The organism is Hymenobacter sp. AT01-02 (assembly GCF_000961955.2).
Taxonomy (GTDB): Bacteria; Bacteroidota; Bacteroidia; order Cytophagales; family Hymenobacteraceae; genus Hymenobacter; species Hymenobacter mucosus.
On sequence record NZ_JZIR02000005.1, the window covers coordinates 13,916 to 33,774 of the forward strand.

Genomic DNA, 19,859 nt, shown 5'->3' on the forward strand with positions numbered 1-19,859 from the left:
AGGCAAAGATACAACGCAGGCTGTGGCCCTGCAGGAAAATTGCCGGTTGAAATGGGTAATTTCCTCGGACCTGAAGGGTAAGCTGCTTCGGAGCCCGTGAAGAATGAGTGAATCAACCCGCGCACGTGCGGAAGGTTTGCGGACAAAGATTCTTCTTGCGCGGGGCCATGTATCTTCGCTACCTTCCCGGTTTCTGCCCGCTCCTATTTCACCATGAATCGTCTTGCGCTGCCCTTCTGCTTTTTGCTGCTCCTGACGACGATGTACCAAAGCCCTGGGGCTTCAGCCCAAACGGTGCCGTCCCGCCTCATCCCTTTTCGCCACGGCACCCGCTGGGGCTACGCCGATCAGAACCGCCGCTTGGTGCTCCCTCTACGCTACGACGAGGCTGGTCCCTTCATTGGTGAGGTGGCTTGGGTGCGGGAAGGCACGCTCTACGGCTATATTGATGGGGCCGGCAACCCCGTAACGCCCGTGCAGTACACCCGCGCCAGCAACTTCTACCGGGGCCGGGCCACCGTGGAGCAGGGCGGCGAAACCTTCGACATCAACCTGAGCGGACAGCGCCTAACTGAGCCGGCCCCACCAGAGTTGGAAGAAGAGCCGCTGGAACACGGCGACGTTGTGCGCAAGGATGGCAAAGTTGGTTTTCGCTTCACAGTGGGCACCGCTACTGTAGCACCCACCTACGACGAAGTACGGGAGAACTACAACGGCTTACTATTCGTGCGGCAGGGCACAAAGTGGGGAGTCATTAACAGCAAGGGCAAGCTGGTGCAGCCGGTTGCCTTTGATGCTATTCAACTGAAAGGCAACCTGGTACTACCCCAGGTGCAGCGCGGCGGCTTGTGGGGCTACCTCGACGAAGAAGGTAGTACGCTCACGGAAGTACGCTACCAGCAGGCCAGCCCGTTTCTGGGCGACATAGCCCGCGTAGTGCTACTCAATGGACAAACCGGCTATATCAACGCCAACGGACAGGAGTTTTTCGAATAGGCAAACTCGCGGCAGCTCCTTATGTCATTCAGCAGATACCCCTCTATTGCCCTTCACTATCTGCTACCATCATGCTCCTGCTACCTATCCTCAATGTCCGCCTGAACCGTTGCCACGAAGACTGGCAGCAGATGACGCCTGTAGCTCAGGGCCATCACTGCGCCCAGTGCGACCGAGTGGTCATTGACTTCACTACCTCTACCCAAACCGATTTAACCGCCGCCTTTCAAAGCTCTCCTGATGGGCGCGTCTGCGGCCGGTTCCGGTCGGAGCAGGTAACCGCACATCCCCTGCTACGCCTGAAGCTGCGTCGGTTTTTGGTAGCGTTGGTGCTGGTGTGCGGCCTAGGCCTATCGGGGCAGGAGGCACTGGCACAGGTGCGGACGACCTTGCCACCAGCGGCATTGCAACCCAAAACAATTGTGTATGGGTCAGTTGCAGAGAAAATGCCCGTTTATAAAGATGGAGGTCAAGAGGGAATGATGCGCGTCATCAGCAAGAATTTACAATATCCGATAGGCTTGACACGCGGTGGTCGGGTAGTGGTCGGGTTCACTGTTGATACCAAAGGAAAGGTTTGTAATCCACATATTGTAAAAGGGTTAGGACAAGGAGCTGACGAGGCAGCTCTTCGCGCGGTGAAGACCTTGGGAGATTTTACCCCCGGGTTACAAAATGGTCAACCAGTAGAGATTCCGTACACCATCCCGATTACCTTCCAAGCAACAGATGCATCGGCTCCATCTCATAAGCGCAAGTGAGATGAACAAGGTGTCTTTGCCTTAGACAGTAGGCTGCTTGCCTTCCCCGACCAACCTGCCACTAAAAAGGATGATGCGCTGCTACCATTCTATTTTTTTGGACCATAATCATAGCGCCTCGTATTTCCGTAGCAAGCCAATCTTTCTACTCCTTTCCGCACCCTTAACCTCTCCCCGCCCTATGCTCTTCACGCCTAGCCCCATGATGCTCAAGCTGCTTTACACCCGCGGCAGCCTGCACAACACGCCCGAGGGCGTGGCCTTCAGCATCAAAAACCGCTTGGACACGGTTCGGGTCATGCGCATCGACCATGTGCAGATTGATGGGGTGCATGTTGCCGCCGAGCAGATTGCGCTGGATATGGGCGATGGTAACGTGCGCCCGGCATCGGCGCTGAATGCTGAAGGCAACGGCGTAAACTTGCCGGTAGGCCAGTCAGCCACCTTCCATTTGGCTACGGCCCGTTTGCAGGAGGGCATGCACAAGGTGCGGGTGCAGTTTGTGGCCGACCCATTTGGGGAGTTGCAGGTGGAGGTGGAGGATGCCATTACCCAGCAACCTGAAAACCGGGCGCGCATTCCGCGTTCAGAGGAAGATGACTATTCTGAGGCCGCCATTCAGGCCCGGCAGCGCTTTGCTGAGGAATACGCCGAGCAGGAGTTTCACCACCTCAAGCAGTACTCCTTCGACCCTCATACTCTCCAGGGTAACTGCGAGCATTTCACAGGGGTAGCTCAAGTTCCGGTGGGCTTGGCGGGGCCTCTGCACGTAAACGGGGAGCACGCCCAGGGCGATTTTCTCATCCCTCTGGCTACAACTGAGGGTACGCTGGTAGCGAGCTACAACCGGGGCATTCAGGTGCTCAACCTCTGCGGCGGCGTAAAGTGCACCGTCATTGGCGACGCCATGCAGCGGGCGCCGGTGTTTGTGTTCGATGATGCCCGCGGCGCCCGCGACTTTGGGCAGTGGATAGCCGGTGAGATTGAGCGAATTCGGCCGGAAGCGGAAAGCACCTCCAGCGTGGCTAAGCTCCAGTACATCGACACATACTTGGCGGGCAAGTTTGCCTACCTGCGCTTCAACTACAGCACCGGCGACGCGGCGGGTCAGAACATGGTAGGCCGCGCCACATTCGCGGCCTGCTCCTGGATTTTAGAGCACTACAAAGCGGCTCCCATTCGGCACTTCTACCTCGAATCGAACTTCGCTACCGACAAGAAAGCGTCCCAGGTAAATGTGATGCGCACTCGAGGCAAGCGCGTAGTGGCCGAGGCTACCATCAAGCGCGATATTTTGCAGCAGCGCATGCGCGTAACACCCGAGCAACTGGCCTACCACGGCCAAGTCAGCAATGTGGGGGCATTTCTTTCTGGGGCAAACAACAACGGTGCCCACTCCGCCAACGGCATAACAGCTCTGTTTATCGCTACCGGTCAGGATGTGGCCAACGTCTCGGAATCCTCAGCGGGCGTACTGTACTCCGAAGTCACGAAGGAAGGCGACCTATACCTCAGCATCACTATTCCCTCCCTCATTGTGGCTACCCACGGCGGCGGCACGGGCCTAGCTACCCAAAACGAGTGCCTACGTATGCTGGGCTGCGTAGGGCGCGGCACCGTGAACAAGTTTGCGGAAATTGTGGCGGGCGTAGTACTAGCTGGCGAGCTTAGCCTGGCTCCGCCATTAGCAGCAGTGATTGGGTAAGCTCTCACGAGCAGTACGGCCGCAACCGGTAGCAAGCTCTCACAACCAGTATACCACTCTTTATCACACTTTTATGCCCTTTTTACTAGCAAAGCCCTTATCATTGAGCCTAGGCCTATTTTTTACCAGCTTAGCCGCTACTGCCCAAAGCAGCCCCACGCCGGCACCCATGCCTAATGCTGTTTCCGTTAATCAAAACGGCCCAAACAAGCTAGATGGGCGCACCTTCTACACCTATGTGGAGAAGATGCCCGTGTATTCTAATGGAGGCAGAGAAGGATTGCAAGCCTTTATCAGCAGCCACGTGCGCGGCGCAGCTGGCGGCAGTGGTGCCTACATCAGCTTCATCATCGACCAAGACGGTAACGTTCGTCGCCCAGCTTTAGGGCCCAACCCAGCAGAAACAGAAGCAGCAGTAGATCCAGCCCTAGCTACCGCTTTTGCTTCTATAGAGAGCTTCACACCAGGCTACCAAAACGGAAAGCCAGTAGACGTAAAACTAACTTTGCCTATAGCGAAGCCGGTTAAGAAATAGCGAATAGGCCTAGCGTTACTACAAGCTTTCTTCAACCAAAGCTGTATAGCCTAAAAGCACGTCATCCTGAGCAGAGCGAAGTCTTATCAGGTAAGAACGACTGGCCTAGCGCCTCGTGCTACCGTGGTAAGATCCTTCGCTCTGCTCAGGATGACGTGCTTTGTGTGACTTATAGTATTCTACGCAAACACTATTGCTTTTTCACCAAACCGCTCTTTTCCTGCAAGCGCTGCACCTTCGCCTGAATCACTTTTAAGCCTAGGTTATGGACGCTACCCAAATGGGTAGTTTGGAACTCCTTGTGCGGCATGTAGCTGCCATCCTCCACAGCCAGGCCTACCTGCTTGTAGGCGGTGCGGAATGGCGTGCCGCTTTGAATGAGCTGGTTGATGTTTTCGACGGTGAACACGGCGTCGTACTTCTCCTGGTTCAGCAGGTTGGGCTTGATGCGCAGCTGGGGCAGGGCAAAGAGCACGATGTCGAGAATGTCGAGGAACTGGGTCATGGGCTCGAAGAGCAGCTCCTTCAGAATCTGGAAGTCGCGGTGGTAGCCGCTGGGCAGGTTGCTGGTCGCCAGCATGAGCGTATTGGGCAGGGCCTGCAGAGCATTGCAACGCGCCCGGATCAGCTCAAACACATCGGGGTTTTTCTTGTGGGGCATGATGCTGGAGCCGGTGGTAAACTCCTTGGGTAGCTCCACAAAGGCCAGATCCTGCGAGTTGTACAAGACCAGGTCATAGGCCATTTTGGCGAGAGTGGCGGCCATGCCAGCCAGGGCAAAGGCTACCGTCTTCTCGGTTTTGCCGCGCAGCATTTGAGCGCCCACGCTGCTCACGGCCAGGTTGCCGAACCTCATTTCCTGGGTGGTCATTAGCCGATCGATGGGGAAGCTACTGCCAAAGCCGGCGCCGGAGCCCAGCGGATTTTGATCGGCTACGGTGTGGGCAGCTTCAAACAGGGCCAGGTCTAGCAGCAGGTGCTCAGCGTAAGCGGAAAACCACAGCCCGAAGGAGCTGGGCATGGCGGCCTGGAAATGGGTGTAGCCGGGCATCAGGTCTTCCTTATGCGCCTCGGCTTTCTGCAAGAGCACCTGCACTAATTCCAGCGTTTTGGCGGCGGCGCGCTCGGTGTAGTCCTTCAGGAACAACTGAATAGCCGTCAGTACCTGGTCGTTGCGGGAGCGGGCGGTGTGGATTTTCTTACCCGCGTCGCCGAACTTCTCAGTCAGATAGTACTCAATTTTGGAGTGTACATCCTCGAACTCCGCCTCAATGGTAAAGGTGCCGTCCTCGATTTGCGTAGCTAGCTCCATAAGGCCCTGCTGGAGCTGCTGATTTTCCTCATCGGAAAGCAGCCCGGCCTTCGCCAGCATATTGGCCTGAGCCTTGGAGGCCTGCACGTCAAACTGCGCGAGGTACATGTCCAGCTCCCGGTCGCGGCCCACGGTGAACTGCTCTATCTTCTTATCAACGGCAATGCCTTATCCCAGATTTTCATGCGTGGTTAGTTAAAGCTAAACCTAGTTCCCCACTTTGGAAAGGAGGGGCTAGGGGTGGTTGATGTGGCCTAGAACGATGACTAGAGCTAGTATTAGATGTTCAACAACAGTCAATCACCTGAAACCCCTCCTTGGCTGAGGAGGACAACTAGGTTCTGGTATTCTAGAACTTAACTAGCCTATTACAGTTGTAGCCCGTCCAGCAAAGCTACATAGCCCCGTACCCCCGCCCTGATTTCGCTGAGCAAAATGTACTCATCGGGTGTGTGGGAGCGGGCAGAGTCACCAGGGCCGATTTTTACCGTGGTAAACGGCATCATCGATTGGTCGGACAACGTGACGGAGCCGAACGTGCGGCGGCCTAAGCCTAGGCCCCGTTGCACTAAGGGGTGGCCTAGCTCAATGCGCGAGGAATTAAGGTGGGTGGAGCGCGGCGTAACGTCGGAAGTAACGTACTGACGCACTAGCTCTACCACTTCAACATTGGAGTAGCACTCGTTGGTGCGCACATCCACTACGAAGGTGCAGCGGTCGGGTACTACGTTGTGCTGAGAGCCGGCCTGAATTTGCGTCACGGTCATCTTTACCGGGCCTAGTAGCTCCGATACTTCTGGAAAGCGAAATTGCTCAAACCACTGAATGTCAGCCACGGCTTTGTAAAGGGCGTTTTCACCTTCTTCGCGGGCAGCGTGTCCGGTCCGGCCGTGGGCTACGCAGTCGAGCACCACGAGGCCTTTTTCCGCCACAGCGAGGTCCATCTGCGTAGGTTCACCCACAATGCCCAGGTCGATGTGGCCTAGCTGGGGCAGTACGCTCCGGATGCCGTTTATCCCCGATACCTCCTCCTCAGCCGTAATGGCGCAGATGAGGTTGTAGGCCAGGTCGGTGCGCTCGTGGAAGTACAGGAAGGTAGCCAGCAGACTCACTGCCGAAGCCCCGGCGTCGTTGCTACCCAGGCCTAACAGCTTGTCGCCTTCCACCACGGCGCCCAGCGGGTGGTAGGTCCAGGTGTTGCCGGCCTTCACGGTGTCGTGATGGGAGTTGAGCAGAATGGTAGGCTTGGCGGCATCAAAGTGCTTCGACACAGCCCACACGTTGTTTTTATCCCGCCGTGGGTGGGCGCCGTGGAAGGTCAGAAACCGGAAGATCAGCTCCGCCGTCTGGTCCTCTTCCCGCGAGAGGGAGGGCGTCTGAATTAGCTCCTGCAGCAGCTCAATAGCATCCTCCGTCAGCCGCCCAATTAGCTTCGACATAGCACAGTTTTCACGGGTTCATTGATTTTAAGCGCGTTTTCAATCACTACTCTCTCCACCCCGGCTTCCAGGGCGGCAAAGGCGTTATCGAGCTTGGGCACCATACCGGCAGCAATTACTCCCTTGGCTTTCAGTTGCTGATACTGACTTGGTACGATCTGCGGAATCACCGACTGCTCATCGTTGATGTCCGAAAGCACGCCATCTTTCTCGAAGCAGAAGTGCAACTCTATCTCATACTGCGCAGCCAGGGCGCGGGCCAAGGTACTGGCAATGGTGTCGGCATTAGTGTTGAGCAACTGACCGCTCCCGTCGTGGGTGATGGCGCAAAATACGGGCGTGATGCCGGCCTGCAGCAACTGGTGGAGCAGTTCGGTATTGACGCTGCCTTCGGGCAGGTCGCCCACGAAGCCGTAGTCAATGTCCTTTACTGGGCGCTTCACGGCCCGAATAGCATTGCCATCGGCCCCGGATAGGCCCAGCGCATTGACACCCGCCGCTTGCAGCAGCGACACCACTTGCTTGTTGGTTTTACCGGCGTAAAACATCGTCACGATATCAAGGGTAGCGGCATCGGTGATGCGCCGCCCCTCTACCATCTTCGGCGCAATGCCTAAGCTAGCAAGCATCTGGCTAGCACCTTTCCCGCCGCCGTGTACCAGCAATTTCCGGCCAGCAACCTTGGCAAGCTCGGCCAAGAAGTGCTGTAGTTGTGCTTCGTCATCAATGATGCCACCGCCAATCTTAAAAATTTTCAGGCCTTCGCGCATACAAAAGGAAGGGATAAAAATGGGCCACAAGCGGCCGCAAGCTGCCAAAGGGTATACTCCACTGGCTAGCCGCTAACGGAAAACCGCCTTGGGTAGGACTATTTTTTGAAGTCACCTGGGCAAAGTTTCCAAAAAAAAACATCTAGTTTTGCAACGATTTAGCGGTCCTATTCATTTAAACCGCAGAAACACTCCACGCCGCCCTGCGGCAACTGTCAATGATTCGTCTCTCTTCTATTGCGCTTTTGCGACGACCAGCTTTGGTTGTGCGAACAATGCCAGCTTAGCCGCTGGCATGCAATATTTCGTCTGCGTTTTAGCAGTACCAAAACCGGCGAAAGGGGCCTAACGGAAAGCGCCCCACAGAAGAAAGTTTCTTACGAATAACGAATTGACACGAGTGTAGGCCGAAGTGTACCCCTCCCCGACCACGTAACCAACTGCTCTTTCAGGGCTTACGCTGCGGGCACCTGTTTTTTGGGCTTTTCTTGCCGCCGATCATAGGTTCGGTTGTTGCACGGCCTCGTCTGCTAGCTACGTTTCTAGCTCCTCCCTTATCGTCTTTCCGAGTCTGTTGCCGTATACGAAGGCAACCAACCGAGCTTTGACCATGATTTTACGCGTAGCCAATGCTGCCGACGCGCAGTATGTGGAAACCCTCTGTCAGTGGTACGCCGAATCCGCGAAAGCGCGTGGTGTCGGCATCGCCAAGCGCGACCCTAACTATCTGGTAAAGAAGATGGTGAAAGGCGATGCTATCATTGCCTTCATTGATGAGCAGCTAGCTGGCTTTTGTTACATCGAGACCTTCGAAGACAACAAGTTCGTTGTCAACTCGGGCCTCATTGTAAACACGGAGTTGCGCAAGGAGGGCTTGGGCCGCGCTATCAAACACCGGGTGTTTGAGCTGTCGCGCACGAAATACCCAGCGGCCAAAATATTCGGTATCACGACCAGCGCAGCCGTGATGAAGATCAACAATGAACTGGGCTACCGCCCCGTTACCTTCCCCGAGCTAACCCAGAGCGACGATTTCTGGAAAGGCTGCTCTAGTTGCAAAAACTACGGCATCCTGATGGAAAACGAGCGCAAAATGTGCCTGTGCACGGGCATGGTCTACGACAAGCTCGACGACCAGTTTAGCCAGAGCGTACAGGAGACGATTGAAATTCTTACACCCCAAGGCCAATAATGAAAAAGGTAGTTTTAGCCTACAGCGGCGGCTTGGATACGTCCTACTGCGTTGTATATCTGACCCGCGAGCTGGGTCTGGAAGTTCACACCGTTATCGTCAACTCCGGCGGCTTTTCTGAGGAAGAACTGGCTGCTATTGAGAAGCGAGCCTACGAGCTGGGCTCCTCGAAGCACGAGGTGATTGACGTGACCCAGCGTTTCTACCAGGACTGCCTGCGCTACCTCATTTTTGGCAACATCCTCAAGAACGACACCTATCCGCTGAGCGTCAGCGCGGAGCGTATGTTCCAGTCGCTGGCCCTGGCAGAGTATGCCCGGGAGCACAAGGCCGACTACATTGCCCACGGCAGCACCGGCGCCGGCAACGACCAAGTGCGTTTCGATGTGGCCTTCTCGGTTATCGCGCCCAACACGGAAATCATCACGCCCATCCGCGACCTGAAACTGTCGCGCCAGGCCGAGATTGACTTCCTGAACCAGCACGGCTTCGAGATGAGTTGGGAAAAAGCTAAATACTCCATCAACAAGGGTATTTGGGGTACTAGTGTAGGCGGCGTAGAAACCCTGACCTCGCACCAGGCCCTACCCGAAACGGCGTATCCCACTCAGCTCACCGCCAACGAGCCCTCCACCGTCGAAATCACGTTCGCCAAGGGTGAGCCCGTAGCGCTGAATGGTAAGTCGATGAACCCTGTGGAGCTCATCCAGCAGCTCAACGACCTAGGCGGCCGCTACGCCATTGGCCGCGACACCCACGTGGGCGACACTATTCTGGGCATTAAAGGCCGCGTAGGCTTCGAGGCTCCCGCGCCGCTGATTCTGCTGAAGGCGCACCATTTGCTGGAAAAGCACACCTCCAGCCGCTGGCAGCTGCTGCACAAAGACTACATCGCCAACTGGTACGGCACGCTGCTGCACGAAGCCCAGTACCTCGACCCAGTGATGCGCGACATGGAGGCCTTCCTCACATCGTCGCAGGAGCGAGTGTCGGGCAAGGTGTTCGTGACCCTGAAGCCTTACCAGTTCGAGCTGCAAGGCATTGAGTCGAAGTACGACATGATGCGCTCTAAAGTGGCCACCTACGGCGAAGAAAACGATGCCTGGGACGGCCGCGACGCCAAGGGCTTTATCAAGATCTTCAGCAACCAGCTGCGGATTCACAGCTCGTTCAACGATGAAAATTAAGGTTGGCATCGTAGGCGGCGCTGGCTACACGGCTGGTGAGCTTGTCCGTATTTTGCTGCACCACGAGTATGCAGAGCTGGGTGCCATCGTCAGTTCCTCCAACGCCGGCAACCCCATCTATCAGGTCCACGACGACCTGGTAGGCGAGACGGATCTGGTGTTTGCCTCGGAGTTGGCGGGTGATGAAGACGTAGTGTTTCTGTGCCTAGGCCACGGCAACTCCAAGGCGTGGCTAACTCAGCACGAGCTACCCGAAACCACCTACATCATCGACCTGAGCAACGACTTCCGCCTAGAAGCCGACGCCGAGTTTGAAGGCCGGGAGTTTGTGTACGGATTGCCGGAGCTGAACCGGAGCCAAATCCAGCAGGCTCAGAGCATTGCTAACCCTGGCTGTTTTGCCACGGCCATTCAGCTGGCCTTGCTGCCGCTGGCCCAGGCCGGCAAGCTGACGGATGATGTGCACGTATCGGCCATTACCGGATCGACGGGCGCGGGGCAGAGCTTGTCGGAGACGGTGCACTTCTCGTGGCGCACTAACAACGTGTCCATCTACAAGCCTTTCACCCACCAGCACCTCGGCGAAATTGGGGAGAGCTTGGCGCAGCTACAGCCACAGCTGGAAAGCGCCATGCACTTCATTCCGTACCGCGGCAACTTCACCCGGGGCATCTTCGCCAGCGTCTACACGCCATCGGACCTGACCCAGGAGGAGGCGCGGGAGCTGTACCAGCAATTCTACGCCGACGCGCCGTTCACCACGGTATCAGACAAGGAGATTCACCTGAAGCAGGTAGTCAACACCAACAAGTGCCTGCTGCACGTGCAGAAATTCGGCAAGCAGCTGCTCATCACCTCGGTTATCGACAACCTAGTAAAGGGTGCTTCGGGCCAAGCGGTGCAGAACATGAATTTACTGTTTGGCCTACCGGAAACGACTGGCCTAGGATTGAAAGCAGGGCTGTTTTAACAGGGAGCCAAGCCGAACCAAATGTCTAGCGAAACCCGCCTCTTAACTGAAGTTATTCGTTGCGTCCCATCTGAATCCATCTGGCATATTTCAAGTGATTCTTGGCAAGGAATAAAAGACACTTTTGGTCAGCTTCTCTTTGACAGTAATGGCGACTGGCAGATAAGGATTACCGATGAGAACAGAACTGCTATAGTTCGAAAGGCTGAAGAGGAAGAGGTGGCTGAAAAGGCAGTGCACATGGATATAGAGTCAAATAAGGGCCAAGCTCTGTTTGTAAGCTATGATGCAATGGCCAGCATTATAATTAATGCGCAGCTTTACAACGCACTGAATCCGGCTAATATCCCGGCTGATTTAGAAATAGGTTTAGGATAAAGCCTAAGAACACTTTCAAGACCCAATAGTCAAATGGAGCTTTTCAATGTATATCCGCTCGTCAACATCACGCCGGTAAAGGCGTTGGGAGCGAAACTTTGGGACGATAAAGGCCAGGAGTACCTGGATTTCTACGGCGGCCATGCTGTTATTTCCATCGGTCACAGCCACCCGCACTACGTGCAGCGCCTCACGGAGCAGTTGCAGAACATCGGCTTCTACTCCAACTCGGTGCAGATTCCGATTCAGGCGCAGCTGGCTCATAAGCTAGGCCAGGTGTCGGGCTATGAGGACTACTCGCTGTTCCTGTGCAACTCCGGCGCCGAGGCCAACGAGAATGCCCTGAAGCTGGCGTCGTTCCACACCGGCAAAAAGCGTGTACTCGCCTTTAAAGGAGCCTTCCATGGCCGTACCTCAGGTGCAGTAGCCGCTACCGATAACCCGAAAATTGTAGCGCCCTTCAACGCCGACCACGCCATTTCCTTTGTGGAGTATGACTTAGCAGCGGTGGAGCAGGTGCTGCAAGGCGGTGATGTCTGCGCGGCCATCATCGAGCCGATTCAGGGCGTGGGCGGCATCATCATGCCTTCCGATGAGTTCCTAACTGGCCTAGCCGCGCTGTGCAAGCAATACGGCGCCCTGCTGATTGCCGACGAGGTCCAGAGTGGCTACGGCCGTAGCGGAAAGTTCTTCGCCCACCAGCATGCTGGCATCCGCCCCGATGTTATTTCGGTAGCGAAAGGCATGGGCAACGGCTTCCCCATCGGCGGCATCCTGATTGCGCCGGAATTGAAGGCATCCTATGGGTTGCTGGGCACTACCTTCGGGGGCAACCACCTGGCTTGCGCCGCCGCCCTGGCTGTGCTTGAAGTTATTGAGCAGGAAGACTTGCTGAACCACGCCACAGAAATGAGCCACTACCTCCGCTCCGAGCTGGAAGCCAACGCTGGTGCCGAGGAAATCCGTGGACGCGGTCTGATGGTGGGCATTAAGTACGATTTCCCCATCAAGGACGTGCGCGACAAGCTGCTGTCGGACTTCCACATCTTCGTGGGTAATGCCTCCGACCCTACGGTGCTACGACTGCTCCCGCCTCTCAACATCACCCGAGAGGAAGTCGACCGGTTTTTGCAGGCACTGTATGCAATTATTCCTGTCGAGGTAAAAAAGTAAGCGACTTGTGGTCTAACTTGCAGCCCCAATGAGTAGCACGATGAGGTTCCCGAGCCAAGCTCCCCTTCTGATAAGCTGCACGCTGCCATTGGTGACTATTGCGCAGCAACCGGCTGGTTCTTTCCATGAAAGAACGGCCTCCCACATTTCCTTTCAGCAGTCGTGCCCGCCCGACTTCCCGATGCCTGACATCTGGAAGTGGCAGTGCGCGGGGCAGATAGATTTACCCCCTTTCGCTCCCGCTCGGCTTACATCCTGCTTCGGCTGGAACAGACCCCTGATTTTCGGTCCTGTTCCAGCCGAAAAAGTATCGTGGCGGCTGCAACAGCGGGTTGAGGCTACACCTCGCACCCGCCCAACGCCCGACCTAGAGGCGCTACGATTCGTCGCATTCTCCTTCAATAGCACGGTTCCGATCAGCCTGGATCGGGATGTTGAGCGCACCTACCCCACCTTGCCGATGAAATGGCAAGGAGGCGGCGCGCCTGACTACTGCAGCATATCAATAATAGAGTAAACCTTTTTTCAGCATAAAAAGAGTGGAAAACGCTAAATCGGTAAAACTCATTCTCGAAGACGGCACCGCAATCGAGGGTACTTCTTTCGGCGCATTTACCTCCGCCGCGGGCGAGGTAGTGTTCAGCACAGCCATGACCGGCTACCCCGAAAACCTGACGGACCCCTCCTTCGCCGGCCAGATCTTGGTGCTGACCTACCCCATGGTGGGCAACTATGGCGTACCCGGCGAGGAGCTGTACGAGTCGATTTCGAAGATTTTCGAGTCGGACAAGATTCACATTGCCGGGCTGGTGGTGAACTACTACTCTGAGGAACACAGCCACTGGAACGCCGCTAAGAGCCTCGGCGACTGGCTCAAGGAGTACAACATCCCCGGCATCTTCGGCGTTGATACCCGCATGCTCACCAAAATCCTGCGGGAGAAGGGTGCTATGCTAGGTAAGATTGTGGCCGAGGAAGACGTAGAGCTGCACGACCCCAACCAGGATAACCTGGTAGCCCAGGTGAGCCCGACCGAGGTAAAGCACTACGGCAACGGCCAGCACAAAATTGTGCTCGTTGACTGCGGCACCAAGACCAACATTATCCGCTGCTTCCTCCAGCGCGACGTGGAGCTGATTCGGGTTCCCTGGGACTACGACTTCACGAAGCTCGACTACGACGGCCTGTTCCTCAGCAACGGCCCCGGCGACCCAAAAATGTGCACCGCCACCATCGAGCACCTGCAAACTGCGCTAGGCCAGGACAAGCCCATCTTCGGCATCTGCCTGGGCTCCCAGCTTATGGGGTTGGCGGCCGGCGGCGACACCTTCAAGCTGAAGTACGGCCACCGCAGCCACAACCAGCCGGTGTTGCTCTCGGGTACCAAGCGCAGCTACATCACCAGCCAGAACCACGGTTTCGCGGTAGATACTAACACGCTGCCCACCGAGTGGGAAATGCTGTTCGAAAACCTCAACGACGGCACCTGCGAAGGCATCAAGCACAAGAGCAAGCCGTTCTTCTCGACCCAATTCCACCCCGAAGCCGCCGGCGGCCCCGAGGACACGGAGTACCTGTTCGATGATTTCCTGAAAGCCGTAGCCGAGCACAAAGCCACGAAATAAACTGGCCTAGACTCTGCCTACCCCACCTGTTATGCTGCGCGCAACTGATGCTTTTCCACTAAATAGCCCAGGGATTAAACCCTGGGTTATAAAGCAATCAGTGCACTAGGCCCATGACGTTCCGTATCTTCAACCCGGTCATTTTTAATGCATGAGCCTATGCAAGAAAAGAGCGGAAGCACGCGGAACTGGGTGTACGTAGCGCTGGGAATTGTAGCGTTTGCGGTGTTCTACCTCATCAAAAGCGTCAAGATGAAAGACGTCGTCAGACTTGCCGTGGGCAAGCAGGACATCTTTCTTTCGATGCTGGATAAGGGCAATGTCTCACCTCGCATTCTGAGCCGTACCGGGAAGATTGTTTCGAGGAAGTTTGACGCCGGAAAGCCCGGTCCGAAGCAGGATTCTCTCTCCTTCCGGCTCGTGCTGAAAGGCGAGAAAGCCACCGCCACAATCCGGACCAAAGTCATGAAACAGCCTGATGGCAAATGGCAGATGGTTAAGAGCGACACCACTTTCTCTGAGTAAACCGCCCAGCTCCCATGCCATCTAAAAGTAAAGGCTTTCCGAACTGGGGGTATGTGCTGCTAGGCGCGCTGGCTTTCGCAGGGTTTTATTTCGTCAGGAACCTAGGCCAGCGGACGCTCATGAAAGCAGTACTGGGAGAACCGGCCGATCTGATTGCTCAGGCGATGAGTTCGGCTAGAGTTTCTCCCAGAATAACCAACAGAATAGGAAGAATACACTCTAAGAACTTCAAGGTGGAAAACCTGAGTGCTAAAAAAGACTCGCTCGTTTTCCGCTTTTTATTGGATGGTGAGCGGGCCAATGCCACCATCAAACTCTGGATGACCAAACGGGCATCCGGCAACTGGGAAATCGTGAAGAGCGACACCCTCTTTTCTAAGTAACACCTTCTCTGCCCACATAAACCACCGGCTATAGCGGCCTAGCACGACTGCCTTTTAACATGACCGCACCAGCGGCCTGTTACCCTAACCCTCAGAATGGAAAAACCACAGAAAGTTCTCATCCTCGGTTCCGGCGCGCTGAAAATCGGTGAAGCCGGTGAGTTCGACTACTCCGGCTCCCAGGCCCTTAAGGCGCTGAAAGAGGAAGGCATCCGCACCATCCTCATCAATCCCAACATCGCCACCGTGCAAACGTCGGACAACATTGCCGACGACGTGTACTTCCTGCCCGTGACGCCCTACTTCGTGGAGGAAGTCATTAAGAAGGAGCAGCCCGATGGCATTCTGGTGGCCTTTGGTGGCCAAACGGCCCTGAACTGCGCCGTGCTTTGTTCCGCGCCGGGGTTTTTGAGAAGTACAACGTGAAGGTGCTGGGCACGCCCGTGCAGAGCATCATCGATACCGAGGACCGGGACATTTTCAAGGAGAAGCTCGACCAGATTGGCGTACTCTCAGCACGTAGCGTGGCCGTGACGACTATGGAAGACGCGGTGGCCGCAGCCGAAAAAATCGGTTTCCCCATCATCGTGCGGGCGGCGTTTGCGTTGGGTGGCCTAGGTAGCGGTTTTGCCAATAACATGGACGAACTGCGGGCCCTAGTCCAGAAATCCTTCACGACTTCGGACCAGATTCTGGTGGAAGAGTCGTTGAAGGGCTGGAAGGAAGTTGAGTACGAGGTGGTGCGCGACCAGTATGACAACTGCATCACGGTCTGCAACATGGAGAACTTCGACCCCATCGGTATCCACACTGGGGAGAGCATCGTGGTGGCTCCGTCGCAGACGCTGAGCAACCGCGAGTACCATAAGCTCCGCAGCATCGGCATCAAGACCATCCGCCACCTCGGCATTGTGGGCGAGTGTAACATTCAGTACGCCCTCGACCCCGTGTCGGAGGATTACCGCGTGATTGAGGTGAATGCCCGTCTGTCGCGCTCCTCGGCGCTGGCTTCTAAGGCTACGGGCTATCCGCTGGCCTTTGTGGCGGCCAAGCTGAGCCTGGGCTACTCCCTGTCGGAACTAAAGAACAGCGTGACGCAGACGACTTCAGCCTTCTTCGAGCCGGCTCTGGACTACGTGGTGGTGAAGCTGCCGCGCTGGGACCTGGGCAAGTTTGAGGGCGTGAACCGGCAGATTGGCTCGGCCATGAAGAGCGTGGGCGAGGTAATGGCCATCGGCAAATCCTTCGAGGAAGCCATTCAAAAAGGCCTGCGCATGCTGGACACCGGCAAGCGTGGCTTCGTGGCCAACAAGCCCGAGCAGGTAGACAACGCCACCATCGACAAGCTGCTGAGCGAGCCAAACGAGGAGCGCATCTTCGCCATCAACTTGGCGTTTGAGGCCGGCTACACCCTGGAGCAGGTCCATGATCTGACCAAGATTGACCACTGGTTCCTGCAGCGCCTGTACACCATCTTTGAGCTAAGCAACCAGCTAGCCGCCCAGCGCGGCAGTGGCCTAGACGCCCTGGAGACTGGCCTACTGCGCGAGGTGAAGAAAGCCGGTTTCTCGGACCAGCAAATTGCAGTGAAGCTGCTAGGCCAAGGCGACGTGAAAGCCGATGAGCTGCTGGTGCGGGCCCGCCGCAAGGCCCTGGGCGTGCTACCCGTCATCAAGCAGATTGACACGCTGGCGGCCGAGTTCCCAGCCAAAACCAACTACCTCTACAGCACCTACCACGGCACCGAAAACGACCTGCAGCCGGAAACTAACAAGTCTATTGCGGTGCTGGGCTCGGGCGTGTACCGTATTGGCTCCTCCGTGGAGTTTGACTGGTGCGGCGTGAATGCCGTGCAGACGGCCGCCGAAGAGGGCTACAAAACCATTATCATCAACTATAACCCCGAAACCGTTTCTACCGACTACGACGTGTCGGACCGGCTGTACTTCGAGGAGCTGAGCTTCGAGCGGGTGATGGACATTCTGGAGTTCGAGCAGCCGGAGGGCGTGATTCTCTCCACCGGTGGCCAGATTCCAAACAACCTCGCTACCCGCCTCGCCGACGCCAAGGCCCCCATCCTGGGCACGGCCCCAGCTCGCATCGACGAGGCTGAAAACCGCCACAAGTTCAGCAGCATCATGGACGAGTTGGGCATTGCCCAGCCCCGCTGGAAGGAGCTGACTTCCCTGGATGCCATGTTTGAGTTTGTGGGCGAGGTAGGCTACCCCGTGCTGATCCGGCCTAGCTACGTGCTCTCGGGGGCTTCTATGAACGTGGTGTCCAACGCCTTCGAGATGGAGGCCTTCCTGAAAGCCGCCGCTGAGGTAAGCGCCGAGTACCCGGTGGTGGTATCGGAGTTTATGCAGGATGCCAAGGAAATTGAGCTGGACGCGGTGGCCGACAAGGGCGAAATCGTGAGCTATGCCATTTCCGAGCACGTGGAGTTTGCCGGCGTGCACTCCGGCGACGCCACCATGTACTACCCGCCCCAGAAGGTGTACGTGCGCACGATCCGTAAGCTGAAAACCATTGCCGAGAAGATTGCCAAGCGCTACGAAATCAGCGGACCGTTCAACATCCAGTTCTTGGATAAAAACGGCGAAATCCGGGTGATTGAGTGCAACATCCGCGCCTCGCGCAGCTACCCCTTCGTGTCGAAAGTATCCGGCAACAACCTGATCAAGAAGGCCACGCAGGTACTACTAGGCAAGAAGGTGGCGCGGGACGAAAGCGAGCGGGTGTACGACCTGCCCTTCGTGGGCGTGAAGGCCCCGCAGTTCTCGTTCACCCGCCTACCCGGCGCCGACCCGGTGCTGCGCGTAGATATGGTAAGCACCGGCGAGGTAGGCTGCCTGGGCGATACCGCCGAGGAAGCCCTGCTGAAGTCAATGCTGAGCGTGGGCTACAAGATTCCGCAGAAGTCGGTGCTGATTTCCGGCGGCCCCATCAAGTCGAAGGTGGCCTTGCTGGCGGCCACAGAACTGCTCGTGAAAAAGGGTTACCAGATTTACGCCACCCAGGGCACGCACCGCTTCTTCGCCGAAAACGGCATCCCGAGCAGCCTGCTCTTCTGGCCCGATGATTACCAGGAGCCCAACGTGCTGACTTATCTGAAGGAGAAGAAGATCGACCTGGTCATCAACATCCCCAAGAACCTCTCGAAGGGTGAGCTGGACAACGACTACAAGATCCGTCGCACGGCCATCGACTTCGGCATCCCGCTGCTCACCAACGCCCGCTTAGCCAAAGCCTTTATCCAAGCCTTCTGCCGTCTGGAAATGAAGGACCTGAAGATCAAGAGCTGGAACGAGTACAAGGCCATGTAAATCTGAAACTGTCCCAGGGGAACTCATGAAAATCATACTAGAAGGGGCTAGAATAAATAGCTTAGATGACTTCTATGATGCGGTTGAGCATTTCCTTACCGTAGGCGAATGCCCTTGGGGACGAAATCTGGATTCACTTGATGAAATCGTTCAGTACAGCTTTAACTACACGAATGACCCTGACCTGAACGTAACAGAAATTGAATGGCGCGATTCTGCTTTATCAGCTAACAAATTAGGAAAAGATGCAACCCTGCTCTGGTGGCAGCAGAAGCTTTCTGTTCCTGATGAAACTACTATTCAGCATTGGTCAGCTGAGCAGAAGCAGGAAATTTTAGCTCGGCGGGAGCAGATTGAAGCGACGATGAACCTTACACGTAAAGGCAAAGGCCAAACACTATTTGAAATGTTAGAGGACATATTGAATAGTAACCCTGATGTTACTCTAACACTAGCTTAGCGGTTATATAGAGCTATGGGCCATGCATATTTTCTGGAAGATGGAGCCGCAGCATTAGCAAGTCGATAAATGAAGCGGTAGAGATGCTTCGACAAGCTCAGCATGACGTTTTTTTAGGCCTAGGCCACTCAACACCACATGAAAAACTTCACCTCCTTCGCCGATGCGGGCGATTATAAAGCGCTGTTGCAGCAAGCCTTGGAAATCAAGGCGAATCCGTATGGGTACCAGCACATCGGCAAGAACAAAACAGTTGGGCTAATTTTCTTTAACCCTAGCCTGCGTACCCGGCTTAGCTCGGTGAAGGCGGCCTACAACCTGGGCGCGCAAGCCTGGGTGCTCAACGCCGGCGCTGATTCCTGGACGCTGGAAATGGCCGATGGCGCAGTGATGAACGGCGGCACCCAGGAACACATAAAGGAAGCTATTGCCGTGATGAGCCAGTACTGCGACGTGCTGGGCGTGCGCACATTTCCTACGCTCAAGGACCGCGAGGCCGACTACAGCGAGGAAGTCTTCAACAAGATTCAGAAGTACGCCACCGTGCCGGTTATCAGCCTGGAAAGCGCCACGCTGCATCCGCTGCAGTCGTTTGCCGACCTGATTACGGTAGCCGAAACCAAGCAGAAGGAGCGCGTGAAGGTGGTGCTAACTTGGGCCCCGCATGTGCGTGCCCTGCCCCAGTGCGTACCCAACTCGTTCTGTGACTGGTTTTCGGAAGTAGACTGGGTGGACTTCGTTATTACGCACCCCGAAGGCTACGAGCTGGACCCCAAATTCACGAAAGGGGCCCGCATCGAGTACGACCAGAAGAAGGCCCTGGAAGGCGCCGACTTCGTGCAGGCCAAAAACTGGAGCACCTACCAAGACTACGGCCAGGTTATCAGCAACGACCCTTCGTGGATGCTTACGCCTGAGCACATGGTTGGCACCAACGACGCCAAGTTCCTGCACTGCCTGCCAGTACGCCGCAACGTAGAAGTCTCCGATGCCATCCTGGACTCGCCGAATTCCCTGGTGATTCAGGAGGCGGGCAACCGGGTATTTTCCATGCAAACCGTGCTGCACGAGCTACTGAAGTAATGCCTGCATACAAAACAAGAAAGCCCCCTGGCCTAGGCC

20 protein-coding genes are annotated in these 19,859 nt (G+C 56.1%); 17 read left to right on the forward strand and 3 right to left on the reverse strand.

All coding sequences use genetic code 11. The features are described from left to right. The first annotated feature begins 213 nt into the window (after positions 1 to 213). The 4 genes from VI25_RS02295 to VI25_RS02310 all read left to right on the forward strand — a co-directional run bounded on the left by VI25_RS02295 (position 214) and on the right by VI25_RS02310 (position 3,997). Positions 214 to 996, forward strand: coding sequence for a WG repeat-containing protein (locus VI25_RS02295; RefSeq protein WP_082455365.1), 783 nt, complete (start codon positions 214 to 216; stop codon positions 994 to 996). A 71-nt stretch (positions 997 to 1,067) separates the two neighbouring features. Then, on the forward strand, positions 1,068 to 1,757 hold the full coding sequence (locus VI25_RS02300) for an energy transducer TonB (RefSeq protein ID WP_052695402.1): 690 nt from the start codon (positions 1,068 to 1,070) through the stop codon (positions 1,755 to 1,757). Between the two features lie 181 nt (positions 1,758 to 1,938). Next, positions 1,939 to 3,462 carry a hydroxymethylglutaryl-CoA reductase gene (locus tag VI25_RS02305; RefSeq protein ID WP_316934232.1) on the forward strand — a complete coding sequence of 508 codons (1,524 nt, stop codon included), beginning with the start codon at positions 1,939 to 1,941 and terminating at the stop codon, positions 3,460 to 3,462. Between the two features lie 73 nt (positions 3,463 to 3,535). Beyond that, positions 3,536 to 3,997 (forward strand): energy transducer TonB, encoded by a 462-nt coding sequence (locus tag VI25_RS02310; RefSeq protein WP_152981459.1) that lies wholly within the window; start codon positions 3,536 to 3,538, stop codon positions 3,995 to 3,997. A gap of 190 nt (positions 3,998 to 4,187) precedes the next feature. Here the strand turns inward: VI25_RS02310 and argH are convergent, their stop codons facing one another. From argH to argB, 3 genes are all read right to left on the reverse strand, one after another. After that, a complete protein-coding gene (gene argH / locus VI25_RS02315; RefSeq protein ID WP_236704840.1) occupies positions 4,188 to 5,441 on the reverse strand; it encodes an argininosuccinate lyase in 1,254 nt (417 codons plus the stop codon). Positions 5,442 to 5,677: 236 nt separating this feature from the next. After that, on the reverse strand, positions 5,678 to 6,748 hold the full coding sequence (locus tag VI25_RS02320; protein WP_045689618.1) for a M20 family metallo-hydrolase: 1,071 nt from the start codon (positions 6,746 to 6,748) through the stop codon (positions 5,678 to 5,680). Next, positions 6,736 to 7,518 carry an acetylglutamate kinase gene (argB, locus tag VI25_RS02325; RefSeq protein WP_045689617.1) on the reverse strand — a complete coding sequence of 261 codons (783 nt, stop codon included), beginning with the start codon at positions 7,516 to 7,518 and terminating at the stop codon, positions 6,736 to 6,738. The genes VI25_RS02320 and argB overlap by 13 nt, the downstream gene beginning before the upstream one ends. A gap of 610 nt (positions 7,519 to 8,128) precedes the next feature. Here argB and VI25_RS02330 point away from each other — a divergent pair. The 13 genes from VI25_RS02330 (at position 8,129) to VI25_RS02385 (ending at position 19,820) form a co-directional block, all read left to right on the forward strand. Then, a complete protein-coding gene (locus VI25_RS02330) occupies positions 8,129 to 8,710 on the forward strand; it encodes an N-acetyltransferase (protein WP_045689616.1) in 582 nt (193 codons plus the stop codon). Continuing rightward, entirely contained in the window at positions 8,707 to 9,897 is a 1,191-nt protein-coding gene (gene argG, locus VI25_RS02335) for an argininosuccinate synthase (protein ID WP_201783258.1), read from the forward strand. Before VI25_RS02330 ends, argG begins: the two co-directional genes overlap by 4 nt. Continuing rightward, positions 9,887 to 10,867: an N-acetyl-gamma-glutamyl-phosphate reductase gene (gene argC, locus VI25_RS02340; protein ID WP_045689614.1), complete on the forward strand. Its 981-nt coding sequence runs from the start codon at positions 9,887 to 9,889 to the stop codon at positions 10,865 to 10,867. Before argG ends, argC begins: the two co-directional genes overlap by 11 nt. 21 nt (positions 10,868 to 10,888) lie before the next feature. Further along, complete coding sequence (locus VI25_RS02345; RefSeq protein WP_045689613.1) at positions 10,889 to 11,245, forward strand: hypothetical protein; 357 nt, start codon at positions 10,889 to 10,891, stop codon at positions 11,243 to 11,245. Positions 11,246 to 11,278: 33 nt separating this feature from the next. After that, positions 11,279 to 12,418: an aspartate aminotransferase family protein gene (locus VI25_RS02350; protein ID WP_045689612.1), complete on the forward strand. Its 1,140-nt coding sequence runs from the start codon at positions 11,279 to 11,281 to the stop codon at positions 12,416 to 12,418. Between the two features lie 181 nt (positions 12,419 to 12,599). Further along, positions 12,600 to 12,935 carry a hypothetical protein gene (locus VI25_RS02355; RefSeq protein WP_152981460.1) on the forward strand — a complete coding sequence of 112 codons (336 nt, stop codon included), beginning with the start codon at positions 12,600 to 12,602 and terminating at the stop codon, positions 12,933 to 12,935. A 22-nt stretch (positions 12,936 to 12,957) separates the two neighbouring features. Further along, positions 12,958 to 14,043, forward strand: coding sequence for a glutamine-hydrolyzing carbamoyl-phosphate synthase small subunit (gene carA, locus VI25_RS02360; RefSeq protein WP_045689610.1), 1,086 nt, complete (start codon positions 12,958 to 12,960; stop codon positions 14,041 to 14,043). Positions 14,044 to 14,202: 159 nt separating this feature from the next. Then, entirely contained in the window at positions 14,203 to 14,568 is a 366-nt protein-coding gene (locus VI25_RS02365; protein WP_152981461.1) for a hypothetical protein, read from the forward strand. Between the two features lie 14 nt (positions 14,569 to 14,582). After that, the gene (locus VI25_RS02370; RefSeq protein ID WP_045690290.1) at positions 14,583 to 14,951 is read left to right on the forward strand and encodes a hypothetical protein; all 369 of its coding nucleotides are present in this window, start codon (positions 14,583 to 14,585) and stop codon (positions 14,949 to 14,951) included. A 96-nt stretch (positions 14,952 to 15,047) separates the two neighbouring features. Continuing rightward, positions 15,048 to 15,377 (forward strand): hypothetical protein, encoded by a 330-nt coding sequence (locus VI25_RS25725; RefSeq protein ID WP_201783256.1) that lies wholly within the window; start codon positions 15,048 to 15,050, stop codon positions 15,375 to 15,377. Continuing rightward, positions 15,341 to 18,277: a carbamoyl-phosphate synthase (glutamine-hydrolyzing) large subunit gene (gene carB, locus VI25_RS02375; protein ID WP_201783257.1), complete on the forward strand. Its 2,937-nt coding sequence runs from the start codon at positions 15,341 to 15,343 to the stop codon at positions 18,275 to 18,277. Before VI25_RS25725 ends, carB begins: the two co-directional genes overlap by 37 nt. Before the next feature lie 25 nt (positions 18,278 to 18,302). Further along, positions 18,303 to 18,737, forward strand: coding sequence for a barstar family protein (locus VI25_RS02380; protein WP_045690291.1), 435 nt, complete (start codon positions 18,303 to 18,305; stop codon positions 18,735 to 18,737). A 138-nt stretch (positions 18,738 to 18,875) separates the two neighbouring features. Further along, entirely contained in the window at positions 18,876 to 19,820 is a 945-nt protein-coding gene (locus VI25_RS02385; protein ID WP_045690292.1) for an N-acetylornithine carbamoyltransferase, read from the forward strand. Positions 19,821 to 19,859 lie beyond the last annotated feature (39 nt).